This window comes from Pantoea sp. GW821-FHT03E06, assembly GCF_059420725.1.
In genome coordinates this window covers 579,341-600,993 of record NZ_JBWKUG010000001.1, presented here as the reverse complement: position 1 = coordinate 600,993, position 21,653 = coordinate 579,341, and the positions used below count along the sequence as shown (strand labels likewise).

The window sequence follows — 21,653 nt, the reverse complement described above, 5'->3', positions numbered from 1 at the left end:
GTCTTATAAAACCAGGTCGCCATGAATGGCGACCCTACAACCGCGTAGGGTGCGCATTCATGCGCACCTGGAATTACGATATTACTTCAACGTCTTACGTACTTCCGCTACCTGATCTTTGGTCACTGCCGGCGCATGGTTGCTCCAGCCCTGACGAATGAAGGTCGCCAGTTTCGCCACTTGGTCATCATCCAGACGCTTAGCAAAATCCGGCATCGCCAGGGTTGATGGCGCCTTCGCGGTCGATGGCTGCTGCGCACCGGCCAAAATGGTGTGGATCAAACCACTGGGATCTTTAGCATTAACGATCGTCGCCTGATCCAGCTCCGGGAAGATCCCCGGCGCGCCTTTACCGGTGACAAAGTGACACGCACCGCAGTTGTCGATGTACAAACGCTCCCCTTCCGACAAGCCTTTCGCCGCCGTTAGTTTCGCTTCCGTCGCCTGCTGCTGCTGCACGTTGTACGCCTGCAGCGGCGGATTACCGCCGAGGAACTTGAGATAGGCGGCAATCGCTTTCAGATCCGCATCCGTCATGTGCGAGCTGGAGTGCTCAATCACCGACTTCATCTCACCGCCTACCGCGGCCTTGTCGTTACGTCCGGTTTGCAGGTAATCGACGATCTCCTGTTCACTCCAGCGCGGCACACCGCGCAGCGACGGCACATCCCAGTTGTTCAGGCTGCCACCGGCAAGGAACCGATCGTCGCCGCTATCCAGCGCTTTCTCGTTCATGCCGAGACCGCGCGGCGTGTGGCAACTGCCGCAGTGGCCAAGGCTTTCGACGATATAAGCCCCGCGATTCACCTCTTCCGAAGCGCCGCCAATCGGCTGGAATGGTTTATCAGAGGTGAACGCCCAATTCCAGAAGCGCATACCCCAGCGCTGGCTGAACGGGAAGCTGAGATCGGTTTCCGGCGGCTGCTCGCTGCTCGGCTTCACGCCCTTCATAAAGTAGACGTAAAGCGCGTGCATATCGGCATCTGAGATTTTGGCGTAATCCGGATACGGCATTGCGGGATAAAGGCGTGAACCGTTCGGCAGCACGCCTTTGCGCACCGCGTCCGAGAACTGCTGCTCGCTATAGTTGCCAATACCGTGCGCTTTGTCAGGCGTGATGTTGGTGGAGTAAATGGTGCCAAGATTCGACTCAATCGCCAAACCGCCGGCGTAATCCGCTTTGCCCGCCACGGTATGGCACGCCATACAGTCGCCGAGGCGCGACAGGTATTCACCCTGCTTGATCAATTGAGCGTCATCTTCCGCGTGAGCCTGCAGGACAAAGCTGCCCAGCAGCACGACGTTGGCGATTAACAATGATTTTAATTTCATGCGCTTATGCCTGTACCAGTGGGCCGGGATTTTTCAGATAATGTTCTTTGATGGCTTGTGCCGCCATCAGGGTGATCGCGCCGATGGTATCGGTCGGGTTCGCCTGGAAGTTTTGCGGGAAGGCGTTGCCGCCCGGCACAAACACGTTATGAACATCCCAGCTCTGCAGGTATTTGTTCAGTGCAGAGGTTTTCGGGTTATCGCCCATCACCGCGCCGCCCACGTTGTGGGTCGAGACATATTTGGTGAGGTCAAAGTCAGCGCCCATCGGCAGGAAGCTCATGCTCATGCTGTCCGGATTCAGCTCTTTGGCGATGTTGCCGACGATACCTTTCAAGTGCTGTTGCAGCTTAAGTTCGTTCTCTTTCCAGTTAAAGGTCATACGCAGCAGCGGCTGACCGCGATGATCGGTGTAGTGCGGATCGAGATCCAGATAGATATCGCGATACGACTGACAGGTGGTGGTAATGCTGATCTTCATGGAATGGTTGTACCACTGCTCGAGACCTTCCTTGTAGCCCATGCCCCAGCTCGGCGTACCTTTCGGCAGTGAGGTGGCGATTGGCGTACCGGTGGCCTGCGAACTGTGGATCTTCGCGCCGCCGAGGAAACCCAGACCCGGACCGTCGAAGTTGCCTGGTGAGATGTCGTTGAACATCTGCCCGGTTGCGCCAGCGGTGGCGTAAGAGTTGAAGTTTTTGTCTTTGAAGAACAGGGTTGCGCCGCCGTTCGACAGGAACGCGTAGTTACGCCCCACTACACCCTCTTCGGTAATCGGGTTATACGGCTTGCCGATACCGGACAGCAGCATCAGACGCACGTTGTAGAGCTGGAAGCTGGAGAGCACCACGATTTTGGCCGGCTGGAACACTTCGTTGCCATCCACATCGTAGTAAATTACGCCCTTCGCGGTTTTCTGATCGTCATGCAGCACCACTTTCACCACTTCCGCGTGCACTTCGTAAGAGAAGTTCGGCATGCGTTTCAGCGCATCCATCACTGCCGTTTGCGGTGAGGCTTTGGAGTAGTTCAGGCACGGATATTTCGAGCAGTAACCGCAGTAGTTGCACGGGGCGATCTGGTTGCCGTACGGGTTTTTCCACGCGCGCGATACGCACGCAGAAGGGTTCGGGAACGGGTGATAACCAAGCTTGGTCGCCGCTTCTTTGAACATCACGTTGTTCAGCGTGTCTTCCAGCGCGGGCAGCGGATAAGGTTCTGAACGCGGGCCTTCAAACGGATCGCCACCTTCCAGAATCTGACCGCGCAGGTTGCCGGTATTACCGGATTGTCCGCAGATCAGCTCAAACTTGTAGTAATACGGCTCAATCTCCTCCCAGGTGAACGGGAAGTCCATCACACGCATATCTTCCTGCAGGATGCCCGGCTTGTAGGCCTCATCCACGTAGGTTTTCAGCTTCAGATCGGTTGGCGTTGGACGAATCAGCACCGCCGTCCAGTGCATGCCCGCGCCGCCCACACCGGTGCCTGGCGCAAACGCGCCCCACTTGCGGGTCGGTAACGCCGTCTGGCTGCTGTTGTAACGCACGGTGACCGCCACTTCTTTGGGCGTCGCGAACACTTTGTTACGCACGTTGTAAGCGTATTCATCAGCCGGTTTCGGATAGGCGAAATCCGGGTAATCGCGCTCGCCGCCGCGCTCTAACGCGCGCACTTCCAGTCCGGCCATTGCCAGTTCGATACTCATTAGCGAGCCGGCCCAGCCGAGGCCGCATACGACAACGTCGACTTCTTTCTTTGTAATCTGTGCCATGTTAATCCTGTCTCACATACCAAAAACGGGGGTGTGCTTACGCGCTTTCACCCAGGAGGCTGACCGGCCCTAGCGGGTACGGCACATTGTGCTGCTTCACCCATTCGGTAAAGCTGGCGCGTGCGCCCGGGAAGCCGATGGCAATCCAGGCTTTCATGCCTTTGTTGCCGCCGTACATCGGGTCAGCGAGGTAGCCGTGTTTGGTATCTGAAAGCAGCTGGCTGAAGAACTGTGAAGCCTTCAGGTTCGGTTCGCCTAACGCGGCGAAATCGATGCCGTCGTTTTTGTTCACTTTGGTGAGGACCGCATCTTTCTCTTCCAGTGATAGCGCATGGAATGGCTTCTGGAAGTTGCTTTGCGTCCACTGATTCACCAGTTTGATGCCGGCCTGGTAAATCTGCTGTGGCGTGAACGGAATTTGATATCCCATGGTGGCAGGTGCATGCACGTCGAATGGGCCCTGCATGTAGATCTCTGCGCCGAACTCCGGGCTGTGCAGCTGCTGATCGATAAAGATCGGCACGTTGGTTTCCAGCGCGCCTGGCGCTTTACCATTACCGCCAGCAGGAATAAGACGATCGGCTGCGGCAAGAATAAATTGCCACTCATCGCTAGTGAAAAAGATCGGTTTATAGTCGGCGAGCTCAGGTGCGGCCATTTCCGCAGCTTGCGCGGCAGTTAATCCCTTAAATACCAGGTCACTTAATGGCAAAGCCAACAGCGACCCAAGTAAAAACTTACGTCTGGTGGTCGGTTTATTTAGAAGCATGGCGTGACGACTCTCACTTGCTAAGAAAGATAATTATTTTTGTTAATAGCTTTATAAATCGGTAAATAACCTGGCAATCTTAGGGATATAGGTATTTCTGAATGTAAAAATTAAATTAAAAATGTGTTTTGATGAAATTCAATCATCATGTTGAATTTAGGTTAAGGCTTGGTAAAAGGCTTTCGAGGTGAAAATGGCGGGTTTAACCGTACAAATGCGGTGATATTGGCAAAATTTAGTGGGCAATTGACCAGGGATTATCGCGCAGGGAAATAATCGCTAAAATGAATCAATGAAAATAAATCATACTTCCATACCAGAGAATTATTCTCATTTATAACATCTTATTTACTTAATTGGTGAAGGGGTAAGCGCTTTATTTTCCGAATATGAAAGGCAGCGCACAAAATAAACGCAATAATACCTCAATGTAATCAATTGTTATTTTCCGGCACAGCTCAGAACAAACCGGCATTTTGCCTGGACGATGGCAGAGATAAAGTCTCTTCATCTTCTCTCCAGGAAAACAATAATGCGCTCATTGATTTTGCTCGTCGCTTTATGGGGCAGCAGCTTTGCCCTGCATGCTGCCACACCGAAAGATACCCTTGTAGTTGCCGTCCCGCTCGACGGCATCATTAGCTTTGACCCGGCTGAAAGCTTTGAAACCGTCAGTAATAGCGTGCAGCGCAATATCTATCAAACGCTGGTGGAAGCCGATCGTCACTCGCCGCAAAAATTGTCGCCGCTGCTGGCGACTCGCTGGCAGCAAGGCAGCACGCCGCATAGCCTGATATTTACCCTCAAGCCCGACGCCCGCTTCTCCAGCGGCAATCCGGTCACGGCGCAGGATGTGATCTTCTCGCTGACGCGCGCGGTGCAGCTGAACAAAGCGCCCTCTTTTATCCTCGCTGAATTTGGCTGGACCAATGAAAATATCGCCAGCCAATTTAAAGTGCTGAATGACCATCAGCTGGAGATGCAGTGGCCAGCGCAGATTGGTCAGAACCTGGCACTGCGTCTGCTCACGGCGCCGGTTGCTTCGGTGGTCGATAGTAAAACCGTGCAGCAGAATGCAGTGAATAACGATTCCGGTAACGGCTGGCTACATACGCATTCTGCCGGCAGCGGCGCCTTCACCATTCAACAATATGTGCCGCAGCAGGCGCTGGTGCTAAGCGCGAATCAACAGGCCAATCCGCAGCCGAAGCTGAAACGTATTCTGCTCAAAGGCGTAGCAGATGCCGGTGCGCGTCGCCTGTTGATTCAGCAAGGCGATGTCGATGTCGCTTATCAACTCGGCCCGGATCAAATTGATGCGCTGAAGCGTGACAAAAATCTGCGTATTGAAGCCTTCCCCTCCAGCCTGGTGTATTACCTCGGGTTTAACACCAAGGATAAAGCGCAACCGGCGCTGGGCAATCCGGCGCTGTGGCAAGCCGCACGTTGGCTGGTGGATTATCAATCTCTATCGCAGGACCTGCTGAAAGGCCAGTACCGCATTCATCAGAGCTTTCTGCCGCAGGGTTTTGACGGCGCGCTGGAAGATCAACCGTTCCATTACGATGTCGCGAAAGCCAAAGAGATTTTAGCCAAAGGCGGCATCAAGCCAGGGACTAAATTTGCGCTGACGGTGATCAATCAGCCGCCTTATATTGATGTGGCGCAGGCGCTGCAGGCCAGCTTCGCCAAGGCGGATGTGCAGATCGAGCTGCAGCCAGTGGCGGAATCAGAACTGTGGAGCAAGATGCGCGGCCGTGATTTCCAATCGATCTTCATCTATTGGGGTGCGGACTATGTCGATCCGAACACCAACGCCAGCGCCTTTGCCTACAACGTACCGGGCGGATCTAAAACCCTGGCATGGCGCGTCGGTTGGGATATCCCGGATTTAAGCGCCAAAACCCGCGCCGCTGCCGGAGAAAGCGATGCCGCCAAGCGACGCGCGTTGTACACCGATTTGCAAAAAACCGTGCAGCAGAACTCACCCTTTGTGGTGACGCTGCAGGGTGCGCAGCAGGTCGCGGTGCGCAATAACGTGAGTCATGTGCAGCAGGGAATCGGCGTGAGTTTGCTGTTTTTTGATACGGTGCAGAAGTAATTACCCTCACCCTAGCCCTCTCCCGCACGCGGGAGAGGGGACAGTCCGCTGCAGTTTATAGCTAAGCCATAAATCCGCTGGATCGGCTCCTTTTCCCGCTGGCGGGAGAAGGTTGGGATGAGGGACAGCGCGCACCCACCCGACTTTTTCGGCACAATCCTCCTCCCTCCTTGCGCGTCGCTTGCTATCCTTTCTGGCATAACCTATTGCCTGAGAGCGAAATAATCATGACCACTCCGTTGCTGATTGCCCAAACGCCTGACGTCCAATTGCATCTTCTCTCCAACATGGCAAACCGCCACGGTTTGATCACTGGCGCCACCGGCACCGGCAAAACCGTGACGCTGCAAAAGCTGGCGGAATCTTTCTCTGACATCGGCGTGCCGGTATTTATGGCGGATGTGAAAGGCGATCTCACCGGCATCTCTGCGGCGGGCGAAGGTTCAGAGAAGCTGCTGGCGCGCCTGGCAAAAATTGGCGTCAGCGACTGGCAGGCACAGAAAAATCCGGTGATGGTGTGGGATATCTTCGGCCAGCAGGGCCATCCGGTGCGCGCAACGGTGTCCGATCTCGGTCCGCTGCTACTGGCGCGCCTGCTTAACCTCAACGATGTGCAATCCGGCGTGCTGCAGATCATCTTTCGCATCGCCGACGATCAGGGTTTATTACTGCTGGATTTCAAAGATCTGCGCGCCATGACGCAGTACATCGGCGACAACGCCAAAGCGTTTCAGACGCAATACGGCAATATCAACGGCGCGTCGGTGGGGGCGATTCAGCGCGGTTTGCTGGCGCTGGAGCAGCAAGGCGCCGAGCACTTCTTTGGCGAACCGATGCTGGATATCCGCGACTGGATGCGCTGCGACAGCAACGGCAAAGGCTTCATCAACATCCTCTCGGCGGAAAAGTTGTATCAGATGCCGAAGCTTTACGCTACCAACCTGTTGTGGCTGCTGGCCGAACTGTATGAGCAGCTGCCAGAAGCGGGCGACCTCGATAAGCCCAAAATGGTGTTCTTCTTCGACGAAGCGCATCTGCTGTTTAGCGATGCGCCGCCGGTGCTGCTGGAGAAGGTTGAACAGGTTATTCGCCTGATTCGCTCCAAAGGGGTTGGCGTCTATTTCGTCACGCAGAATCCTGGCGATATTCCCGACAACGTGCTGGGGCAACTCGGCAACCGCGTGCAGCATGCGCTGCGCGCCTTTACGCCGAAGGATCAGAAAGCGGTGAAAAGCGCCGCCGAAACCATGCGCGCTAATCCAGACTTTGATACCGCGGAGGCGATTCAGGCGCTCGGCACCGGCGAAGCGCTGATCTCCTTCCTCGATGAAAAAGGCAGCCCCGCCATGGTGCAACGCGCCATGGTGATTGCGCCCGGCTCACGCATGGGGCCGGTAAACCAGGATGAGCGTAATGGCCTGATCAACAACTCGCCGCTGTACGGTAAATACGACACCGAAGTGGATCGTGAATCGGCATTCGAAATGCTGCAAAAAGGCGTGCAGACGGCGACGCAGCAAGCCAATGCCCCGGAAGCCAAAGGGAACAGCGTCGATGTCGATAACGGTGTTCTTGGCGGCCTGAAAGATATTCTCTTTGGCACTACCGGACCACGTGGCGGCAAGCGCGATGGCGTCGTGCAGAGCGTGGCCAAGAGCGCCGCGCGTCAGGTAACCAATCAAATCATTCGCGGCGTACTCGGAAGTTTATTGGGCGGCCGTCGTCGTTAAAAGGGATTATGGATAAATATCAACAACTCAAACGCAGCAAACGTCTGGCGCTGTCGCTGCTGCTGATTGCCGCCACGATTTTCGTCGTGACGCTGTTTCTGCCGCCCAACTTTTGGGTGCTTGGCGTGAAGGCCATTGCCGAGGCAGCCATGGTCGGCGCGTTAGCCGACTGGTTCGCAGTGGTGGCGTTATTCCGGCGTGTCCCGGTACCGTTTATCTCGCGCCATACGGCGATTATTCCACGTAATAAAGATCGGATTGGGGAGAATCTTGGCCGTTTCGTGCAGGAGAAATTCCTCGATACTGATTCGCTACTGGCGCTGATCCGCCGCCACGATCCGTCGCAAATGTTGGCAACGTGGCTTAACACGCCAGGCAATGCCGATCGTATTGGTCGCCATCTGCTACAGGTGATGCGCGGCTTTCTCGATCTTACCGACGATCAACGCATTCAGCGCTTTTTGCGTCGCGCGGTGCATCGTGCGCTGGATAAAGTCGATCTCACCCAATCCAGCGCGCTGCTGCTGGATAGCCTGACCAAAAACAATCGCCATCAGGAGTTGCTGGATGCGGCGGTGCAACAGCTGCTGCGCTTGCTGCATAAGCCCGGCACGCGCGAGTTTATCGCCGCGCAAATTGTGCGTTGGCTGAAACGCGAACACCCGATTAAAGCCAAAATGTTGCCGACCGAATGGCTTGGCGAGCACAGCGCTGATTTAGTGGCAAATGCCGTGGATTCCATTCTCGATCAGGTGGCGCTTGATCAGGGCCATGAGCTACGTCTGGGATTTGATCGCGCCGTACAGCGTTTGATTGAACGGCTGAAAACCGATCCTGAAATGGCCGAACGCGCCGAAGGCATTAAGAACTGGCTGAAGGAAGATGAGTCGTTCAATCGTTATATCGGCGAGCTGTGGCAGGATTTACGTGGCTGGCTGAAAGATGATTTGAACAGCGAGGATTCGCAGGTGCAGGAGCGCGTGCGGCTGGCGGCGCTGTGGTTGGGCGAGACGCTTGCCGCCGATGAAGCGCTGCGCGCCTCAATGAATCAACATCTGGAAGATGCCGCACGCAGTGTCGCACCGGAGTTTGCGGCGTTCCTGACACGCCATATTAGCGATACCGTAAAAAGCTGGGACGCGCGCGACATGTCACAGCAAATTGAGCTAAATATTGGCCGTGATTTACAGTTTATCCGCATTAACGGCACCCTGGTGGGCGGCACGATTGGCCTGATTTTGTATTTGCTATCGCAGCTGCCGGGCTTCATCCAGCAGTTGCCATAAGCAGATCGCCATGAATGGCGACCCTACGTTTTTGTAGGGTGCGCATTCATGCGCACCTGCACAGATCAGCGATTTATTGCTTAACTAAGCGGCATTACGCCATGAATGGCGATCCCAAAACCCTCCCTTCCATTTTCTTTCATCTATTTTCACTTTGCAGATCACAAAATCTGCAATTCGCGATCACTTTCACTTAAACTTTCATTTATTGTCATTTTGTCATTAAAAATGAAAGGAAGAGAAAATGAACCGCATTACCCAGCAGATGGCGCGCATGATTGATTTGAGCGCCGTTCAGGCAACCAATACCGAAGCTGATATTCGCCAATGCGCGGAGTTGGCCATCCGCTACAACATCATCGCTATTCACGTTTTACCCTGCTGGACGCGCTTTCTCAGCACGCTGCTGCCAGATCAAGGTCGCGGTGACATCATGATCGGCGGTCCGGTCGGTTTCCCAAGCGGCGGGCACGCCACCGATACCAAAGTGCAGGAAGTGCGTCAGCTGATCTGCGACGGCGCGCGTGAAGTCGACATGGTGGTGAATATCGGCAACGTGCTGTCGGGTCGCTTTGATGAAGTGAAGCAGGACCTTCAGCGCGTGGTTGAGGCCGCAGCGCCGGTTGAAGCCAAAGTGATCCTCGAAACCCATTATCTCGACGAACAGCAGATCCGTCGCGTGTGTGACATCGCCGTAGAAGCTGGCATGAAATGGATCAAAACCTCAACCGGCTGGGCAGCCAGCGGGGCGACCGAAGAGAAAGTGGCGATCATCGCCGATCAGCTGCAAGGGCGTTTACGCATCAAAGGATCGGGCGGCATTCGCGATCTCGACACCATCCGCACGCTATATCGTTTGGGCGTCCGCCGCTTTGGCATGAGCGCCAGCGCTACCGAGAAAGTCCTGAGCCAATTAGAACAGGATCCGTCGCTGTTCCCGGAACTGAATCATACGGTGTAAACGCTGCAACTCTCCGGCGTGATATGGAGTGAATAATGAAAAAAAACCTTCTGACCCTCGACATCGGCACGGGCAGCACGCGCGCTGCTCTTGTCACGCCCGACGGCACCATCGTCGGCTTTGCCCAACGTGAATATTCGCAGACGTCTCCGCAACCTGGCTGGGTGGAACAATCCCCGTCGCTGTGGTGGCACTCTGCTTGCGACGGCATCCGGGAACTCAACTCACGCTTTGCCCAGGAAATGGCGCACATCGCTGCGATTGCGGTATGTGGCCAGATGCACGGCACGGTCCTACTCGATAGCGCAGGTCATCTGGTTGAAGACCGCGCTTTACTTTGGAATGACAAACGCGCCTGGCCGCAGGTGGCTGCTTTCCGGGAACGCGAGGAGATGCCTTTCTGGCTCACACATCTTAATAACCCACCAACGCCGGCCTGGCCCGCTTTTAAGCTGCAGTGGATACGCGAATATCACCCCAACGTTTGGGCACGTGTCGCCAGCGTATTGATGCCGAAAGACTTTATTAATTTTCGTCTTACCGGCGCGCGTGCGACCGACTATAGCGAAGCCTCCTGTTATTACCTGATGGACAGCGCCACGCGCCAATGGTCGCACGCTGCGCTCGATCGCTTCCAGCTATCCGCCGATCTGCTGCCTGACATTCATGCAGCCAGCGATGTGATCGGCAGCATCACGCCCGAGGCGGCGCGAGAAACCGGCTTAAGGCCCGGTATTCCGGTGGTGGCAGGTACCGCCGATATGGCCGCCAGCCTGCTGGGTTCGGGTGTGTATCAGCCCGGACAGGCCTCGGATAGCACCGGCACATCAACGTTAATCACCGTCGTCAGCGACGCGCCGCTGCTGCATCCGCAGGTTAATAATCTGCATCTCAGCAATGCTGCCTGGGGCGGTTTTACGCTGCTGGATGCTGGCGGTGATGCGATGCGCTGGGCGCGGGAAGCCTTTGGGGGCGGGCAGCATTCGCACCCTGAAATGCTGCGCCTTGCCGCAGAGACGAGAGCCGGTGCAGAAGGTCTGCTGTTTCTGCCCTATCTCACCGGCGAACGCCTGGCGGATAAATGCAACTCGCGTGGCCAGCTATTTGGATTACAGCGGCGGCATGCGGCAGGACATCTTTACCGCGCGGTGCTGGAAGGCGTGGCATTTGCCTCGTGGCGCAATCTGCGCCAGTTAAGCGCCTGTTGCACCATGCCCGACAGCATCATTGCCTCCGGCGGCGGCTCACGCAGCGAACTGTGGCTCAGTATTAAAGCCTCAGTGTACAACCGGCCAATTCAGCACACCGTTAATCAGGAAAACGGCACGCTGGGCTGCGCTATTCTCGCCGCCACCGGCATCGGTTACTTCAGTGACCTCGCACAAGGCGTGCAGCGTATGGTGCACATTGCCGGTGAGATTCAGCCCGATGCGCGCCTGCACGATGCTTATCAACGTCAGTTCGACATCTTCGACCAACTTTATTTGCAGGCACAGCCGCTTTGGGATCGTCTCGATGCTGCCTCCGCCTGTTTTGAGGAGCAGGGATCATGAGCGAAATAGTGATTAAAAAACAAGATGAGGTCGCCGGTGCACATGGGGAAACGCTGGACCGCAGCGCCTATTTGCCCGCTACGCCGTGGCTGCAATTGCTGATGGTATGCTGCCTGTTTGCCCTGTGGGGCATGGCGGGCAACCTCAACGATATCCTGATCGCCCAGTTCAAAAAGGGGTTTAACCTTAGCGATACACAAACGGCGCTGGTGCAGTCGATCTTCTTCCTCGGCTATTTTCTGGTGGCCTTACCCGCCGCCGCGGTGATTAAGCGCTACTCGTACAAAGTGGCGATCATCATTGGGCTGTGTCTCTATGCTGCCGGCTGTTTCCTGTTTATCCCAGCCGCACATGCTATGACCTACGCGGCGTTCCTTGGCTGCCTTGGGGTGATTGCCAGCGGTTTATCATTCCTCGAAACCTCGGCCAACACCTATTCGAGCCTGCTTGGCACCGCCGAAACCTCTACCCAACGCATCAACTTTTCACAAATCTTCAATTCCGTCGGCGTAATCATGGGTGTGGTCATTGGGCAACAGCTGGTGTTCAACAAAGACGATCTTACGCATGAGCAGCTTGCTGCCCTTCCCGTCGAAGTAGCGGACGGCATTCGCCAGCAAATGGTGTCGCAGGTCGTCACGCCTTACCTGATCATCGGTTCGATTTTGGTGGTGCTGGCGCTGGTGTTTGTGGCGGTAAAATTTCCCGCCTGTAAACCGGCGACGAAAGCCAATACCGCTGCGGAACCCCTTGCCCAATCGCTGAAAAAACTGTGGTCAGTACCGCGTTTTCGTATGGGCGTACTGTCGCAATTCCTCTACGTCGGCGCGCAGGTGGGCCTGTGGAGCTTTACCATCCGCTTTGTTCAATTAATTGAACATGGCACCAGCGAGCATTCCGCCACCTGGTGGCTGATTGCCACGCTGCTGTGCTATTCCGCCGGTAAAGTTGTGACGACCGCGCTGATGAAACGCTATAGCCCGGCGCTGCTGCTAGGCGTGTTCTGCTCGATATGTGTAGTGCTATTGCTGTTTGCGGTGAGTCAGAAAAGCATGGCGGCAGTGGTGGCAATCATGGGGGTGAACTTCTGTATGGCGCTATGCTGGCCGACCAATTTTGGCTTAACTATCAAAGGTATGGGTGCGGAAACTCAGCTGGCAGGCTCCATTGTCGTGATGTCGATTATTGGTGGCGCGGTAATCCCGCTGGTGATGGGGATTATGTCTGACCTTAACGGCGGCGACATGCAGTTCGCCTTTATCATCCCGCTAGCATGCTTTGTCTATGTTGCCTTTTTCGGCTTCTGGTGCCAGCGCAAAGGAGTGTAGTAATGATTACATCGTTAGCGCACATTGGATTACGCACACAAAACATCGCCGCGGCGCGTGAATTCTATCGTTCACTGGGGTTTGAGCCTCAGCGCCAGATCGAGATCGAAGAAGCTCGCGGTACCATCGTCGTTCAGTTTATGCAGATACAGGGCACGGTGTTGGAGCTCTATCAGCTGCCCTGGCAAACCGATGCCCGTGCGCCGCAGGATAGCGGTATCGATCATCTGGCCTGGCAGGTAGCAGATTTGTCTGCTGCCGAGCGCTGGATTATCTCGCTTGGCTATCCTTTGGTAGAAGGACCTTGCGATCATCCGGCGGGCTGCCGCTACTTTATGATTGCCGGCCCAGATGGTGAGCGCGTGGAGTTTCTGCAACCGCTCAATCGCTAAGTGAATTGTCCGGGCGGAGTTCACGCCGCCCGGAACCTGAGATAGAGTGTTGCGGTTTCCCCCCCGTTTGAGGCCGATATGTATTTAGAGGAAAGACAAGAAAAAATCCTCGCCATCCTGAAAGAGAAACGCAAAATCTCCGTAGGCGAAATGAGTGAACGTTTCAACGTTTCCGGTGCCACCATTCGCACCGATCTGCGTTTGATGGAAGAATCTGGCCAGCTGACGCGCACCCACGGCGGCGCCATTCTGCGCACCCGCGCCAGTTTTGAGATGGGCTCAGACCTGCGCGAGAGCCTGAATATTGATGCGAAAGCCCGCGTTGGTGAGCGTGCGGCACAGCTCATCGAAGACGGCGATATTATCGTGCTCGATACCGGTACCACGACGCTGCATATTGCGCACCACCTGCGCGAACGTAAAAATCTCACCGTAATTACCAACGATTTCGCCATTGCTCGCGTGCTGGAAGAAGCCAGCGGCGTGCAGGTGGTCTTGCTGGGCGGCATCGTGAAGAAAGGCTATCACTGCGTGATTCCTGCCGCAGGTGGGCAGATGATGGATCATCTTAACGTCGATAAAGCCTTTATGGCGGTGAACGGTATTTCACTCAAACAAGGCGCGTGCGTTGCCGACATTATGCTGGCAGAGAGTAAGCGCACCATCATCGAACATGCCAGCCAGGTGATTGTTGTGTGTGACAGCAGCAAGCTGGGAAACACCTCACTGGCACAGTTCGCGCGCAGCGATCAGGTTGATATGTTGGTGATGGATAATTTGCCAGAAGATGCCGATGCCTGGCAGCAGGCGGGAATTGCATTGGTGACGCTGGAAAGCTAAAAGTTTTAACCGTTTTATGAAAAAGGCCGCCATAAATGGCGTGATGCCGCTCACTTAAGCAAAAAATGCCTTTTTATGCAGGTGCGCATGAATGCGCACCCTACGAAAACCCGGCTATATCCGCGTAGGGTCAGCATTAATGCTGACCGCAACCCGTTACCGGCGCTTCATCAGCAGGAACAAACTGATCGCGAAGAAGGCGCCGCTCGGCAGAATCGCGCCCAATATCGGCGGTAAACCGTACACGAGACTTAACGGGCCAAAGATCTGGTCCAGCACGTAGAATAAGAAGCCAAAGCTAATCCCCGTCACCACGCGCACGCCCATGGAGACGCTACGCAGCGGTCCAAAGATAAATGACAGCGCCATCAGCATCATCACCGCCACCGACAGCGGCTGGAAGATTTTGCTCCACATATTCAGCTGGTAGCGTCCTGAAACCTGGCCACTCTGCTTGAGGTATTTACTGTAGTTATACAAGCCGCTGATCGACAGCGCGTCTGGGTCCAGCGCCACCACGCCGAGCTTATCGGGCGTGAGGTTGGTTTTCCACTCGCCGCTCAGGCTCTGCGAACCGGTAATTTGCTTGGCATCTTGCAGATCGGATTCATCCACCTGCGACAGCACCCACAGCTTTCTCTCCGCATTCCAGGTCGCGCTCGCCGCGTAGCGCACGCTCAGTAAGCGACGCTGGTCGGTGAATTTATAGATGCTGACGCCATCAATCTCGTTATCGCCTTTAATGCGCTCGATGTAGATGAAATCATTGCCATCCTTCGCCCACAAGCCGTTTTGCGTCGAAACCAGCGAGCCGCCGTACAGCTGCTGCGCCCGGTAGTTACGCGCCATCTGCTCGCCCTGCGGCGCCACAAATTCGCCGACTGCCATGGTCAGTAACACCAACGGAATCGCCGTTTTCATCACCGCCAGCGCCACCTGCATGCGGGTAAAGCCCGATGCCTGCATCACCACCAGCTCACTACGCTGCGCCAGCGTGCCCAAACCGAGTAACGCGCCCAACAGCGCCGCCATCGGGAAGAAGATTTCGATATCTTTCGGTACGCTGAGCAGCGTGTAATAACCCGCATCCAGCGCGGTGTAGGCGCCCTGCCCGGTTTTACGCAGCTGATCGACGAACTTAATAATGCCCGACAGCGATACCAGCATGAACAGCGTCAGCATGATGGTGTTGAAGATAGTTTTGCCGATATAGCGGTCAAGAACCTTAAACATCAGACCGATCCTCCACGGCTAAAACGGGCACGGATGCGACGCATCGGCACGGTATCCCACATGTTTAGCAACACCGCCAACGCCAGATAGGATAAGTTCACCACCCACATCCAGATGGCAGGATCGAATTTGCCTTTTGCCGCATTGGAGCGCAGCGAGCTCTGCAGCAGGAAGAAGATCAGATACAGCAGCATGGCGGGCAGCATTGAGAGCACGCGGCCCTGACGCGGGTTCACCACGCTAAGCGGCACCACCATTAATGCCATCACCAGCACCGCAAAAATCAGCGTTAAACGCCAGTGTAGCTCCGCCTGGAACTGAGGCGTCTTGGTTTTCACCAGAGTGCTGATATCGGCTTGATCGGCATCGTTCGGATCGAGCGTGGCCTCTTTGTAGCCTACCAGCGCCTGATAATTCACGAAGTCGGTGATACGGAAGTCGCGGAGCATCGCCGTGCCTTCAAAGCGCGTGCCTTTATCCAGCGTGACCACCTGTGAGCCATCTTTACGCTGCTCCATGTGCCCGCTGTCGGCCAGCACTACCGAAGGACGCGCATTCCCTTTCGGACGCAGTTGCGCCAGGAACACGTTGCCAAAGGTATTACCTTTCACATTCTCAACAAACAGCACCGCATTCCCGTCGCTGGAGGTTTGGAACTGCCCAGCCGCTAGCGCTGCCGCGCCTGGGTTAGCTTTAGCATTTTGTGTCACCTCTTCCTGATAACGCGACGACCAGGGACCTAACCAGATGACGTTAACGGCTGCGACCGCTGAAGTCAGCAACATCAAAATCATCGCCGCTTTGATGAGCACGCTTTTGCCGAGGCCGCAGGCATGCATCACCGTGATTTCACTTTCGGTGTACAGCCGTCCCAGGGTCATTAAAATCGCCAGAAACAGGCTTAGGGGCAGGATAAGTTGTGCCATTTCAGGCACGCCAAGTCCTAACAATGTCAGAACTAAGTTTGTTGGGATCTCGCCATCCACCGCAGCACCCAAAATCCGCACTAACTTCTGACAAAAGAAGATCAGTAGCAGGATGAAGAGGATAGCCAGCTGGCTTTTGAGCGTTTCCCGAACCAGATATCTAATGATGATCACGCTTAGTACGCCTGTGATAACTTGTCTTTTTGCAGGAAAATCGCTAGTTTCAACGCTTATCAGCCATTTTTCTTCATCAATGGCCGTCATCGTAGCTAAAATAGTATGACGAACGCGTTAGCGTGGTGAAAAAACAACGTATTGTCACCACAACTCATTATGACTACCGGCGTTGAATTGTCATGGCGTCGCAACGAAGTAATGAGTTACGAGCGCGCTACATTCTAACGACAGCTAAGGCCGTTGTCTTTAAGATTCAGGAGAGTGCATGGAGTTCAGTGTAAAAAGCGGTAGCCCGGAAAAACAGCGTAGCGCCTGCATTGTCGTTGGCGTTTTCGAACCGCGCCGTTTGTCGCCCATTGCTGAGCAATTGGATAAGATTAGCGATGGCTATATCAGCGCCCTGCTGCGCCGCGGTGAACTGGAAGGGAAAGTGGGCCAAACGCTGCTGCTGCACCATGTGCCGAATATCCTCTCCGAACGCATCCTGCTGATTGGCTGCGGTAAAGAGCGCGAGCTGGATGAGCGCCAGTACAAGCAGGTGATTCAGAAAACAATTAATACGCTGAATGACACCGGTTCGATGGAAGCGGTGTGCTTCCTGACCGAGCTGCACGTAAAAGGCCGCAATACTTACTGGAAAGTGCGTCAGGCGGTCGAAACCTCGAAAGAGGCACTCTACAACTTCGATCAGCTGAAAAGCAATAAAGTGGAGCCGCGTCGCCCGCTGCGCAAACTGGTGTTCAACGTGCCAACCCGCCGTGAACTGACCAGCGGCGAACGTGCCATTCAGCACGGGTTAGCCGTGGCTGCCGGTGTGAAAGCAGCCAAAGATCTCAGCAATATGCCGCCAAATATTTGTAACGCCGCGTATCTGGCTTCACAGGCGCGACAGCTGGCGGATGCGTATAGCAAAAATGTCACCACGCGCGTCATTGGCGAGCAGCAGATGAAAGAGCTGGGGATGAACGCTTATCTGGCGGTCGGCGCGGGTTCCCATAACGAATCGCTGATGTCGGTCATTGAGTACAAAGGCAGCAACGATCCTGAAGCTCGGCCGATTGTGCTGGTGGGTAAAGGCTTAACCTTCGATTCCGGCGGTATCTCCATCAAACCGGCCGAAGCGATGGATGAGATGAAGTACGACATGTGCGGCGCGGCCTCGGTGTATGGCGTGATGCGCATGGTGGCAGAACTGAATCTGCCGCTGAATGTGGTGGGCGTGCTGGTAGGCTGTGAAAACATGGCCGATGGCAAAGCGATGCGACCGGGCGACGTGTTAACCACCATGTCTGGCCAAACCGTTGAAGTGCTCAATACCGATGCCGAAGGGCGTCTGGTGCTGTGTGATGCGCTGACCTACGTTGAACGCTTCGAGCCAGAAGTGGTGATTGACGTGGCAACGCTGACCGGTGCCTGCGTCATTGCATTAGGCCATCACGTTAGCGGATTGATGTCGAACCACAACCCGCTGGCACACGAGCTGATCAGCGCGTCTGAGCAGTCTGGCGATCGCGCCTGGCGCTTGCCGATGGCCGATGAGTATCAGGAGCAGCTGGAATCCAATTTTGCCGATATGGCGAACATTGGCGGCCGTCCTGGCGGCGCGATCACCGCAGCCTGCTTCCTTGCGCGCTTTGCGCGTAAGTTTAACTGGGCGCACCTGGATATCGCCGGCACAGCATGGCGTTCTGGTAAAGCTAAAGGCGCCACCGGCCGTCCGGTGCCGCTGCTGTCGCAGTTCCTGCTGAATCGTGCGGGATTGAACGGCGACGATTAAGTTGTCGCTGTGCGGTCATTGAAACGGTGCGCATCAATGCGCACCCTACGAAGTTGGGTTGCCATTAATGGCGACCGAAAAGATAGACGCACGAACCCGCGGGGCGCACAATGCGCCCCACTGTCATTTATGGAAATGAGTCCGCCATGAAAAACGCCACTTTCTATGTGATGGAGTCTGAGAGCGCAGGCGACGGCTTAACCGCCATTGAAGCCCTGGTGTGCTCTCTTGCCGAAACACGCTGGCGTGACGGCAAACGCATCCTGATCGCCTGCGAAAATGAAGAACAGGCCAATCGGCTGGATGAAGCACTCTGGCAGCTGCCGGCCAACGCCTTTGTGCCACACAATCTGGCTGGCGAAGGCCCGCGCTATGGCGCACCAGTTGAACTGGCCTGGCCGCAGCGCCGCGGCAGTTCGCCGCGCGATCTGTTGATCAGCCTTTTGCCGCAGTTCGCAGATTTTGCTACTGCTTTCCATGAAGTGATAGACTTCGTACCTTATGAAGAATCCCTAAAACAACTGGCGCGCGATCGCTATAAAGCCTATCGCAGCGTTGGTTTCCAATTGAATACGGCGACGCCACCCTCGCCGCAAACGACAGTGTAGAAATGGAAAAGACATATAACCCGCAAGATATCGAGCAGCCGCTCTACGAGCACTGGGAACAGCAGGGCTACTTTAAACCGAATGGCGACACCAGCCAGGAAAGCTTTTGCATCATGATCCCGCCGCCGAACGTCACCGGCAGCTTGCATATGGGTCACGCTTTCCAGCAAACCATCATGGATACCATGGTGCGTTACCAGCGCATGCAGGGCAAAAATACCCTGTGGCAGGCCGGTACCGATCACGCCGGTATCGCGACGCAGATGGTGGTTGAGCGTAAGATCGCCGCTGAAGAGGGCAAAACGCGCCAGGATTACGGTCGCGATGCGTTCATCGACAAAATCTGGCAGTGGAAAGCGGAATCCGGCGGCACCATCACCCGTCAGATGCGTCGTCTTGGCAACTCGGTTGATTGGGAGCGCGAGCGCTTCACCATGGACGACGGTTTGTCCAACGCGGTGCGTGAAGTGTTTGTCCGCCTGTATAAAGAGAACCTGATTTACCGCGGCAAGCGCCTGGTAAACTGGGATCCAAAACTGCGTACCGCCATCTCCGATCTGGAAGTGGAAAACCGCGAGAGCAAAGGCTCGATGTGGCATATCCGCTATCCGCTGGCTGACGGTGTGAAAACCGCGGAAGGCAAAGATTATCTGGTGGTGGCCACCACCCGTCCGGAAACCCTGTTGGGCGATACCGGCGTCGCGGTTAACCCGGAAGATCCGCGCTACAAAGATCTGATCGGCAAAGAAGTGATCCTGCCGCTGGTGAACCGCCGCATTCCGATCGTTGGCGATGAACATGCCGACATGGAAAAAGGCACCGGCTGCGTGAAGATCACGCCAGCGCATGACTTCAACGACTACGAAGTCGGTCGTCGTCACAAGCTGCCAATGATCAACATTCTGACCTTTGATGGCGATATCCGCGAGCGCGCGGAAGTGTTCGACACCAATGGTGAAGTGAGCGACGAGTGTGCCGACGATATCCCAGCACCGTTCCAGAAAATGGAGCGTTTTGCTGCGCGTAAAGCGATTGTCGCTGCCGTTGACGAAATCGGCCTGCTGGAAGAGATCAAACCGCACGACCTGACCGTTCCTTACGGCGATCGCGGCGGTGTGGTGATTGAACCGATGCTCACCGACCAATGGTATGTGCGCACCGCGCCGCTGGCGAAAGTTGCGGTGGAAGCGGTTGAGAATGGCGACATCCAGTTCGTGCCAAAACAGTACGAAAACATGTACTTCTCGTGGATGCGTGACATTCAGGATTGGTGTATTTCGCGTCAGCTGTGGTGGGGACACCGCATTCCGGCGTGGTACGACAACGACGGCAACGTCTACGTTGGCCGCACCGAAGATGAAGTGCGTCAGGAAAACCATCTGGCCGCCGACGTCGCGCTGCGCCAGGATGACGACGTGCTGGATACCTGGTTCTCATCCGGCCTGTGGACATTCTCTACTCTCGGCTGGCCAGAGAACACTGAAGCGCTGCGTACCTTCCACCCAACCAGCGTACTGGTGAGCGGCTTCGACATTATCTTCTTCTGGATTGCGCGCATGATCATGCTGACCATGCACTTCATCAAAGATGAAAACGGCAAGCCGCAGGTACCGTTTAAAACCGTCTATATGACCGGTTTGATCCGCGATGAAGAAGGCCAGAAGATGTCCAAGTCGAAAGGCAACGTCATCGATCCGCTGGATATGATTGACGGTATTTCGCTGGAAGATCTGCTGGAGAAGCGTACCGGCAACATGATGCAGCCGCAGCTGGCTGAGAAGATCCGCAAACGTACCGAGAAGCAGTTCCCGGACGGCATCGTGCCTTCAGGTACCGATGCGCTGCGCTTTACCCTCGCCGCGCTGGCTTCTACCGGCCGTGACATCAACTGGGACATGAAACGCCTGGAAGGTTATCGCAACTTCTGTAACAAGCTGTGGAACGCCAGCCGCTTCGTGCTGATGAACACCGAAGAGCAGGATTGCGGACAAAACGGCGGCGAAATGAAGCTGTCACTGGCGGATCGCTGGATTTTGAGCGAATTCAACCGCAGCGTGAAGGCATATCGTGAAGCGCTGGATAGCTATCGCTTTGATATCGCCGCCAATATTCTCTACGACTTCACCTGGAACCAATTCTGTGACTGGTATCTGGAGCTGACGAAGCCGGTGATGACCAGCGGTAGCGAAGCGGAACTGCGCGGCACGCGTAATACGCTGGTTACCGTGCTGGAAGCGCTGCTGCGTTTGGCACATCCGATCATTCCTTACATCACCGAAACCATCTGGCAGCGTGTGAAAGGCCTGAAAAACATCGATCACGATACCATCATGCTGCAGCCGTTCCCGCAGTATGAGGCGGCAAAAGAAGATGCCGAGGCGCAAGCCGATATCGAGTGGATGAAGCAGGCGATCGTCGCGGTGCGTAATATTCGTGCCGAGATGAATATTGCACCAAGCAAGCCGCTTGATGTGCTGCTGCGTGATTGCTCCGCTGCGGCGCAGCGTCGCGTGGATGAGAACCGCACCTTCCTGTCACGCCTGGCGCGTCTGGAGAGCCTGACCATTCTGCCTGCCGGCGAGAAAGGCCCGGTTGCGGTGACCAAGATTGTTGAAGGCGCTGAGTTGCTGATCCCAATGGCGGATCTGGTGAACAAAGAAGCCGAGCTGGAGCGCCTGGCGAAAGAGCTGGTGAAACTTGATGTCGAAATCGAGAAGATCCAGACCAAGCTGGCGAATGAAGGCTTTGTGTCACGTGCGCCGGAAGCGGTCGTCGCCAAAGAGCGTGAGCGCGTGGCTGAGCTTGAACAATCTAAAGCAAAACTGTTTGAACAGCAGGGCGTGATTGCGGCATTGTAAGCGCTTCA

The 21,653-nt window shown here is 55.4% G+C and carries 16 protein-coding genes; 11 read left to right on the top strand and 5 right to left on the bottom strand.

The features are described from left to right. Nucleotides 1–81: 81 nt before the first annotated feature. Genes AC07WB_RS02725 through AC07WB_RS02715 form a run of 3 tightly spaced genes read right to left on the bottom strand, consistent with a single transcriptional unit; the run spans nt 82 to nt 3,875 of the window. Entirely contained in the window at nt 82–1,332 is a 1,251-nt protein-coding gene (locus AC07WB_RS02725; RefSeq protein ID WP_494939994.1) for a c-type cytochrome, read from the bottom strand. A gap of 4 nt (nt 1,333–1,336) precedes the next feature. After that, nucleotides 1,337–3,106: a GMC family oxidoreductase gene (locus tag AC07WB_RS02720; protein WP_494939993.1), complete on the bottom strand. Its 1,770-nt coding sequence runs from the start codon at nt 3,104–3,106 to the stop codon at nt 1,337–1,339. 37 nt (nt 3,107–3,143) lie between these two features. Further along, nucleotides 3,144–3,875, bottom strand: coding sequence for a gluconate 2-dehydrogenase subunit 3 family protein (locus AC07WB_RS02715; protein WP_494939992.1), 732 nt, complete (start codon nt 3,873–3,875; stop codon nt 3,144–3,146). Between the two features lie 532 nt (nt 3,876–4,407). Between AC07WB_RS02715 and AC07WB_RS02710 the strand changes: the two genes are divergently transcribed. The 8 genes from AC07WB_RS02710 to AC07WB_RS02675 all read left to right on the top strand — a co-directional run bounded on the left by AC07WB_RS02710 (nt 4,408) and on the right by AC07WB_RS02675 (nt 14,066). Further along, nucleotides 4,408–5,976, top strand: a complete 1,569-nt coding sequence (locus AC07WB_RS02710) for an ABC transporter substrate-binding protein (RefSeq protein ID WP_494939991.1) — start codon at nt 4,408–4,410, stop codon at nt 5,974–5,976. A 227-nt stretch (nt 5,977–6,203) separates the two neighbouring features. Continuing rightward, nucleotides 6,204–7,706: a helicase HerA-like C-terminal domain-containing protein gene (locus AC07WB_RS02705; RefSeq protein WP_494939990.1), complete on the top strand. Its 1,503-nt coding sequence runs from the start codon at nt 6,204–6,206 to the stop codon at nt 7,704–7,706. Nucleotides 7,707–7,714: 8 nt separating this feature from the next. Next, entirely contained in the window at nt 7,715–8,992 is a 1,278-nt protein-coding gene (locus tag AC07WB_RS02700) for a DUF445 domain-containing protein (protein ID WP_097095054.1), read from the top strand. Nucleotides 8,993–9,236: 244 nt separating this feature from the next. After that, complete coding sequence (gene deoC / locus AC07WB_RS02695; RefSeq protein WP_494939989.1) at nt 9,237–9,953, top strand: deoxyribose-phosphate aldolase; 717 nt, start codon at nt 9,237–9,239, stop codon at nt 9,951–9,953. Between the two features lie 35 nt (nt 9,954–9,988). Further along, nucleotides 9,989–11,506 carry a xylulokinase gene (locus tag AC07WB_RS02690; protein WP_494939988.1) on the top strand — a complete coding sequence of 506 codons (1,518 nt, stop codon included), beginning with the start codon at nt 9,989–9,991 and terminating at the stop codon, nt 11,504–11,506. Next, on the top strand, nt 11,503–12,834 hold the full coding sequence (fucP, locus tag AC07WB_RS02685; protein WP_097095057.1) for an L-fucose:H+ symporter permease: 1,332 nt from the start codon (nt 11,503–11,505) through the stop codon (nt 12,832–12,834). The genes AC07WB_RS02690 and fucP overlap by 4 nt, the downstream gene beginning before the upstream one ends. A 2-nt stretch (nt 12,835–12,836) precedes the next feature. Next, nucleotides 12,837–13,226 carry a VOC family protein gene (locus AC07WB_RS02680; protein ID WP_400458087.1) on the top strand — a complete coding sequence of 130 codons (390 nt, stop codon included), beginning with the start codon at nt 12,837–12,839 and terminating at the stop codon, nt 13,224–13,226. Between the two features lie 78 nt (nt 13,227–13,304). Then, a complete protein-coding gene (locus AC07WB_RS02675) occupies nt 13,305–14,066 on the top strand; it encodes a DeoR/GlpR family DNA-binding transcription regulator (RefSeq protein ID WP_097095059.1) in 762 nt (253 codons plus the stop codon). Between the two features lie 156 nt (nt 14,067–14,222). Here the strand turns inward: AC07WB_RS02675 and lptG are convergent, their stop codons facing one another. Beyond that, nucleotides 14,223–15,299: an LPS export ABC transporter permease LptG gene (gene lptG, locus AC07WB_RS02670; RefSeq protein WP_097095060.1), complete on the bottom strand. Its 1,077-nt coding sequence runs from the start codon at nt 15,297–15,299 to the stop codon at nt 14,223–14,225. Then, the gene (gene lptF / locus AC07WB_RS02665) at nt 15,299–16,399 is read right to left on the bottom strand and encodes an LPS export ABC transporter permease LptF (protein WP_097097600.1); all 1,101 of its coding nucleotides are present in this window, start codon (nt 16,397–16,399) and stop codon (nt 15,299–15,301) included. Before lptF ends, lptG begins: the two co-directional genes overlap by 1 nt. Nucleotides 16,400–16,667: 268 nt before the next feature. Between lptF and pepA the strand changes: the two genes are divergently transcribed. From pepA to AC07WB_RS02650, 3 genes are all read left to right on the top strand, one after another. After that, nucleotides 16,668–18,179: a leucyl aminopeptidase gene (gene pepA / locus AC07WB_RS02660; RefSeq protein WP_097095061.1), complete on the top strand. Its 1,512-nt coding sequence runs from the start codon at nt 16,668–16,670 to the stop codon at nt 18,177–18,179. Between the two features lie 146 nt (nt 18,180–18,325). Next, nucleotides 18,326–18,787, top strand: coding sequence for a DNA polymerase III subunit chi (locus AC07WB_RS02655; protein WP_036620276.1), 462 nt, complete (start codon nt 18,326–18,328; stop codon nt 18,785–18,787). 2 nt (nt 18,788–18,789) lie between these two features. Beyond that, nucleotides 18,790–21,645 carry a valine--tRNA ligase gene (locus tag AC07WB_RS02650; RefSeq protein WP_097095062.1) on the top strand — a complete coding sequence of 952 codons (2,856 nt, stop codon included), beginning with the start codon at nt 18,790–18,792 and terminating at the stop codon, nt 21,643–21,645. The last annotated feature ends 8 nt before the right edge of the window (nt 21,646–21,653 follow it).

Coding starts and splice junctions, on each gene's coding strand:
- AC07WB_RS02700 (WP_097095054.1), top strand. CDS start 7,715: ATGGATAAATATCAACAACTCAAACGCAGCAAACGTCTGGCGCTGTCG.
- AC07WB_RS02705 (WP_494939990.1), top strand. CDS start 6,204: ATGACCACTCCGTTGCTGATTGCCCAAACGCCTGACGTCCAATTGCAT.
- lptG (WP_097095060.1), bottom strand. CDS start 15,299: ATGTTTAAGGTTCTTGACCGCTATATCGGCAAAACTATCTTCAACACC.
- AC07WB_RS02690 (WP_494939988.1), top strand. CDS start 9,989: ATGAAAAAAAACCTTCTGACCCTCGACATCGGCACGGGCAGCACGCGC.
- AC07WB_RS02710 (WP_494939991.1), top strand. CDS start 4,408: ATGCGCTCATTGATTTTGCTCGTCGCTTTATGGGGCAGCAGCTTTGCC.
- AC07WB_RS02655 (WP_036620276.1), top strand. CDS start 18,326: ATGAAAAACGCCACTTTCTATGTGATGGAGTCTGAGAGCGCAGGCGAC.
- AC07WB_RS02675 (WP_097095059.1), top strand. CDS start 13,305: ATGTATTTAGAGGAAAGACAAGAAAAAATCCTCGCCATCCTGAAAGAG.
- AC07WB_RS02725 (WP_494939994.1), bottom strand. CDS start 1,332: ATGAAATTAAAATCATTGTTAATCGCCAACGTCGTGCTGCTGGGCAGC.
- fucP (WP_097095057.1), top strand. CDS start 11,503: ATGAGCGAAATAGTGATTAAAAAACAAGATGAGGTCGCCGGTGCACAT.
- AC07WB_RS02680 (WP_400458087.1), top strand. CDS start 12,837: ATGATTACATCGTTAGCGCACATTGGATTACGCACACAAAACATCGCC.
- AC07WB_RS02720 (WP_494939993.1), bottom strand. CDS start 3,106: ATGGCACAGATTACAAAGAAAGAAGTCGACGTTGTCGTATGCGGCCTC.
- AC07WB_RS02650 (WP_097095062.1), top strand. CDS start 18,790: ATGGAAAAGACATATAACCCGCAAGATATCGAGCAGCCGCTCTACGAG.
- pepA (WP_097095061.1), top strand. CDS start 16,668: ATGGAGTTCAGTGTAAAAAGCGGTAGCCCGGAAAAACAGCGTAGCGCC.
- AC07WB_RS02715 (WP_494939992.1), bottom strand. CDS start 3,875: ATGCTTCTAAATAAACCGACCACCAGACGTAAGTTTTTACTTGGGTCG.
- deoC (WP_494939989.1), top strand. CDS start 9,237: ATGAACCGCATTACCCAGCAGATGGCGCGCATGATTGATTTGAGCGCC.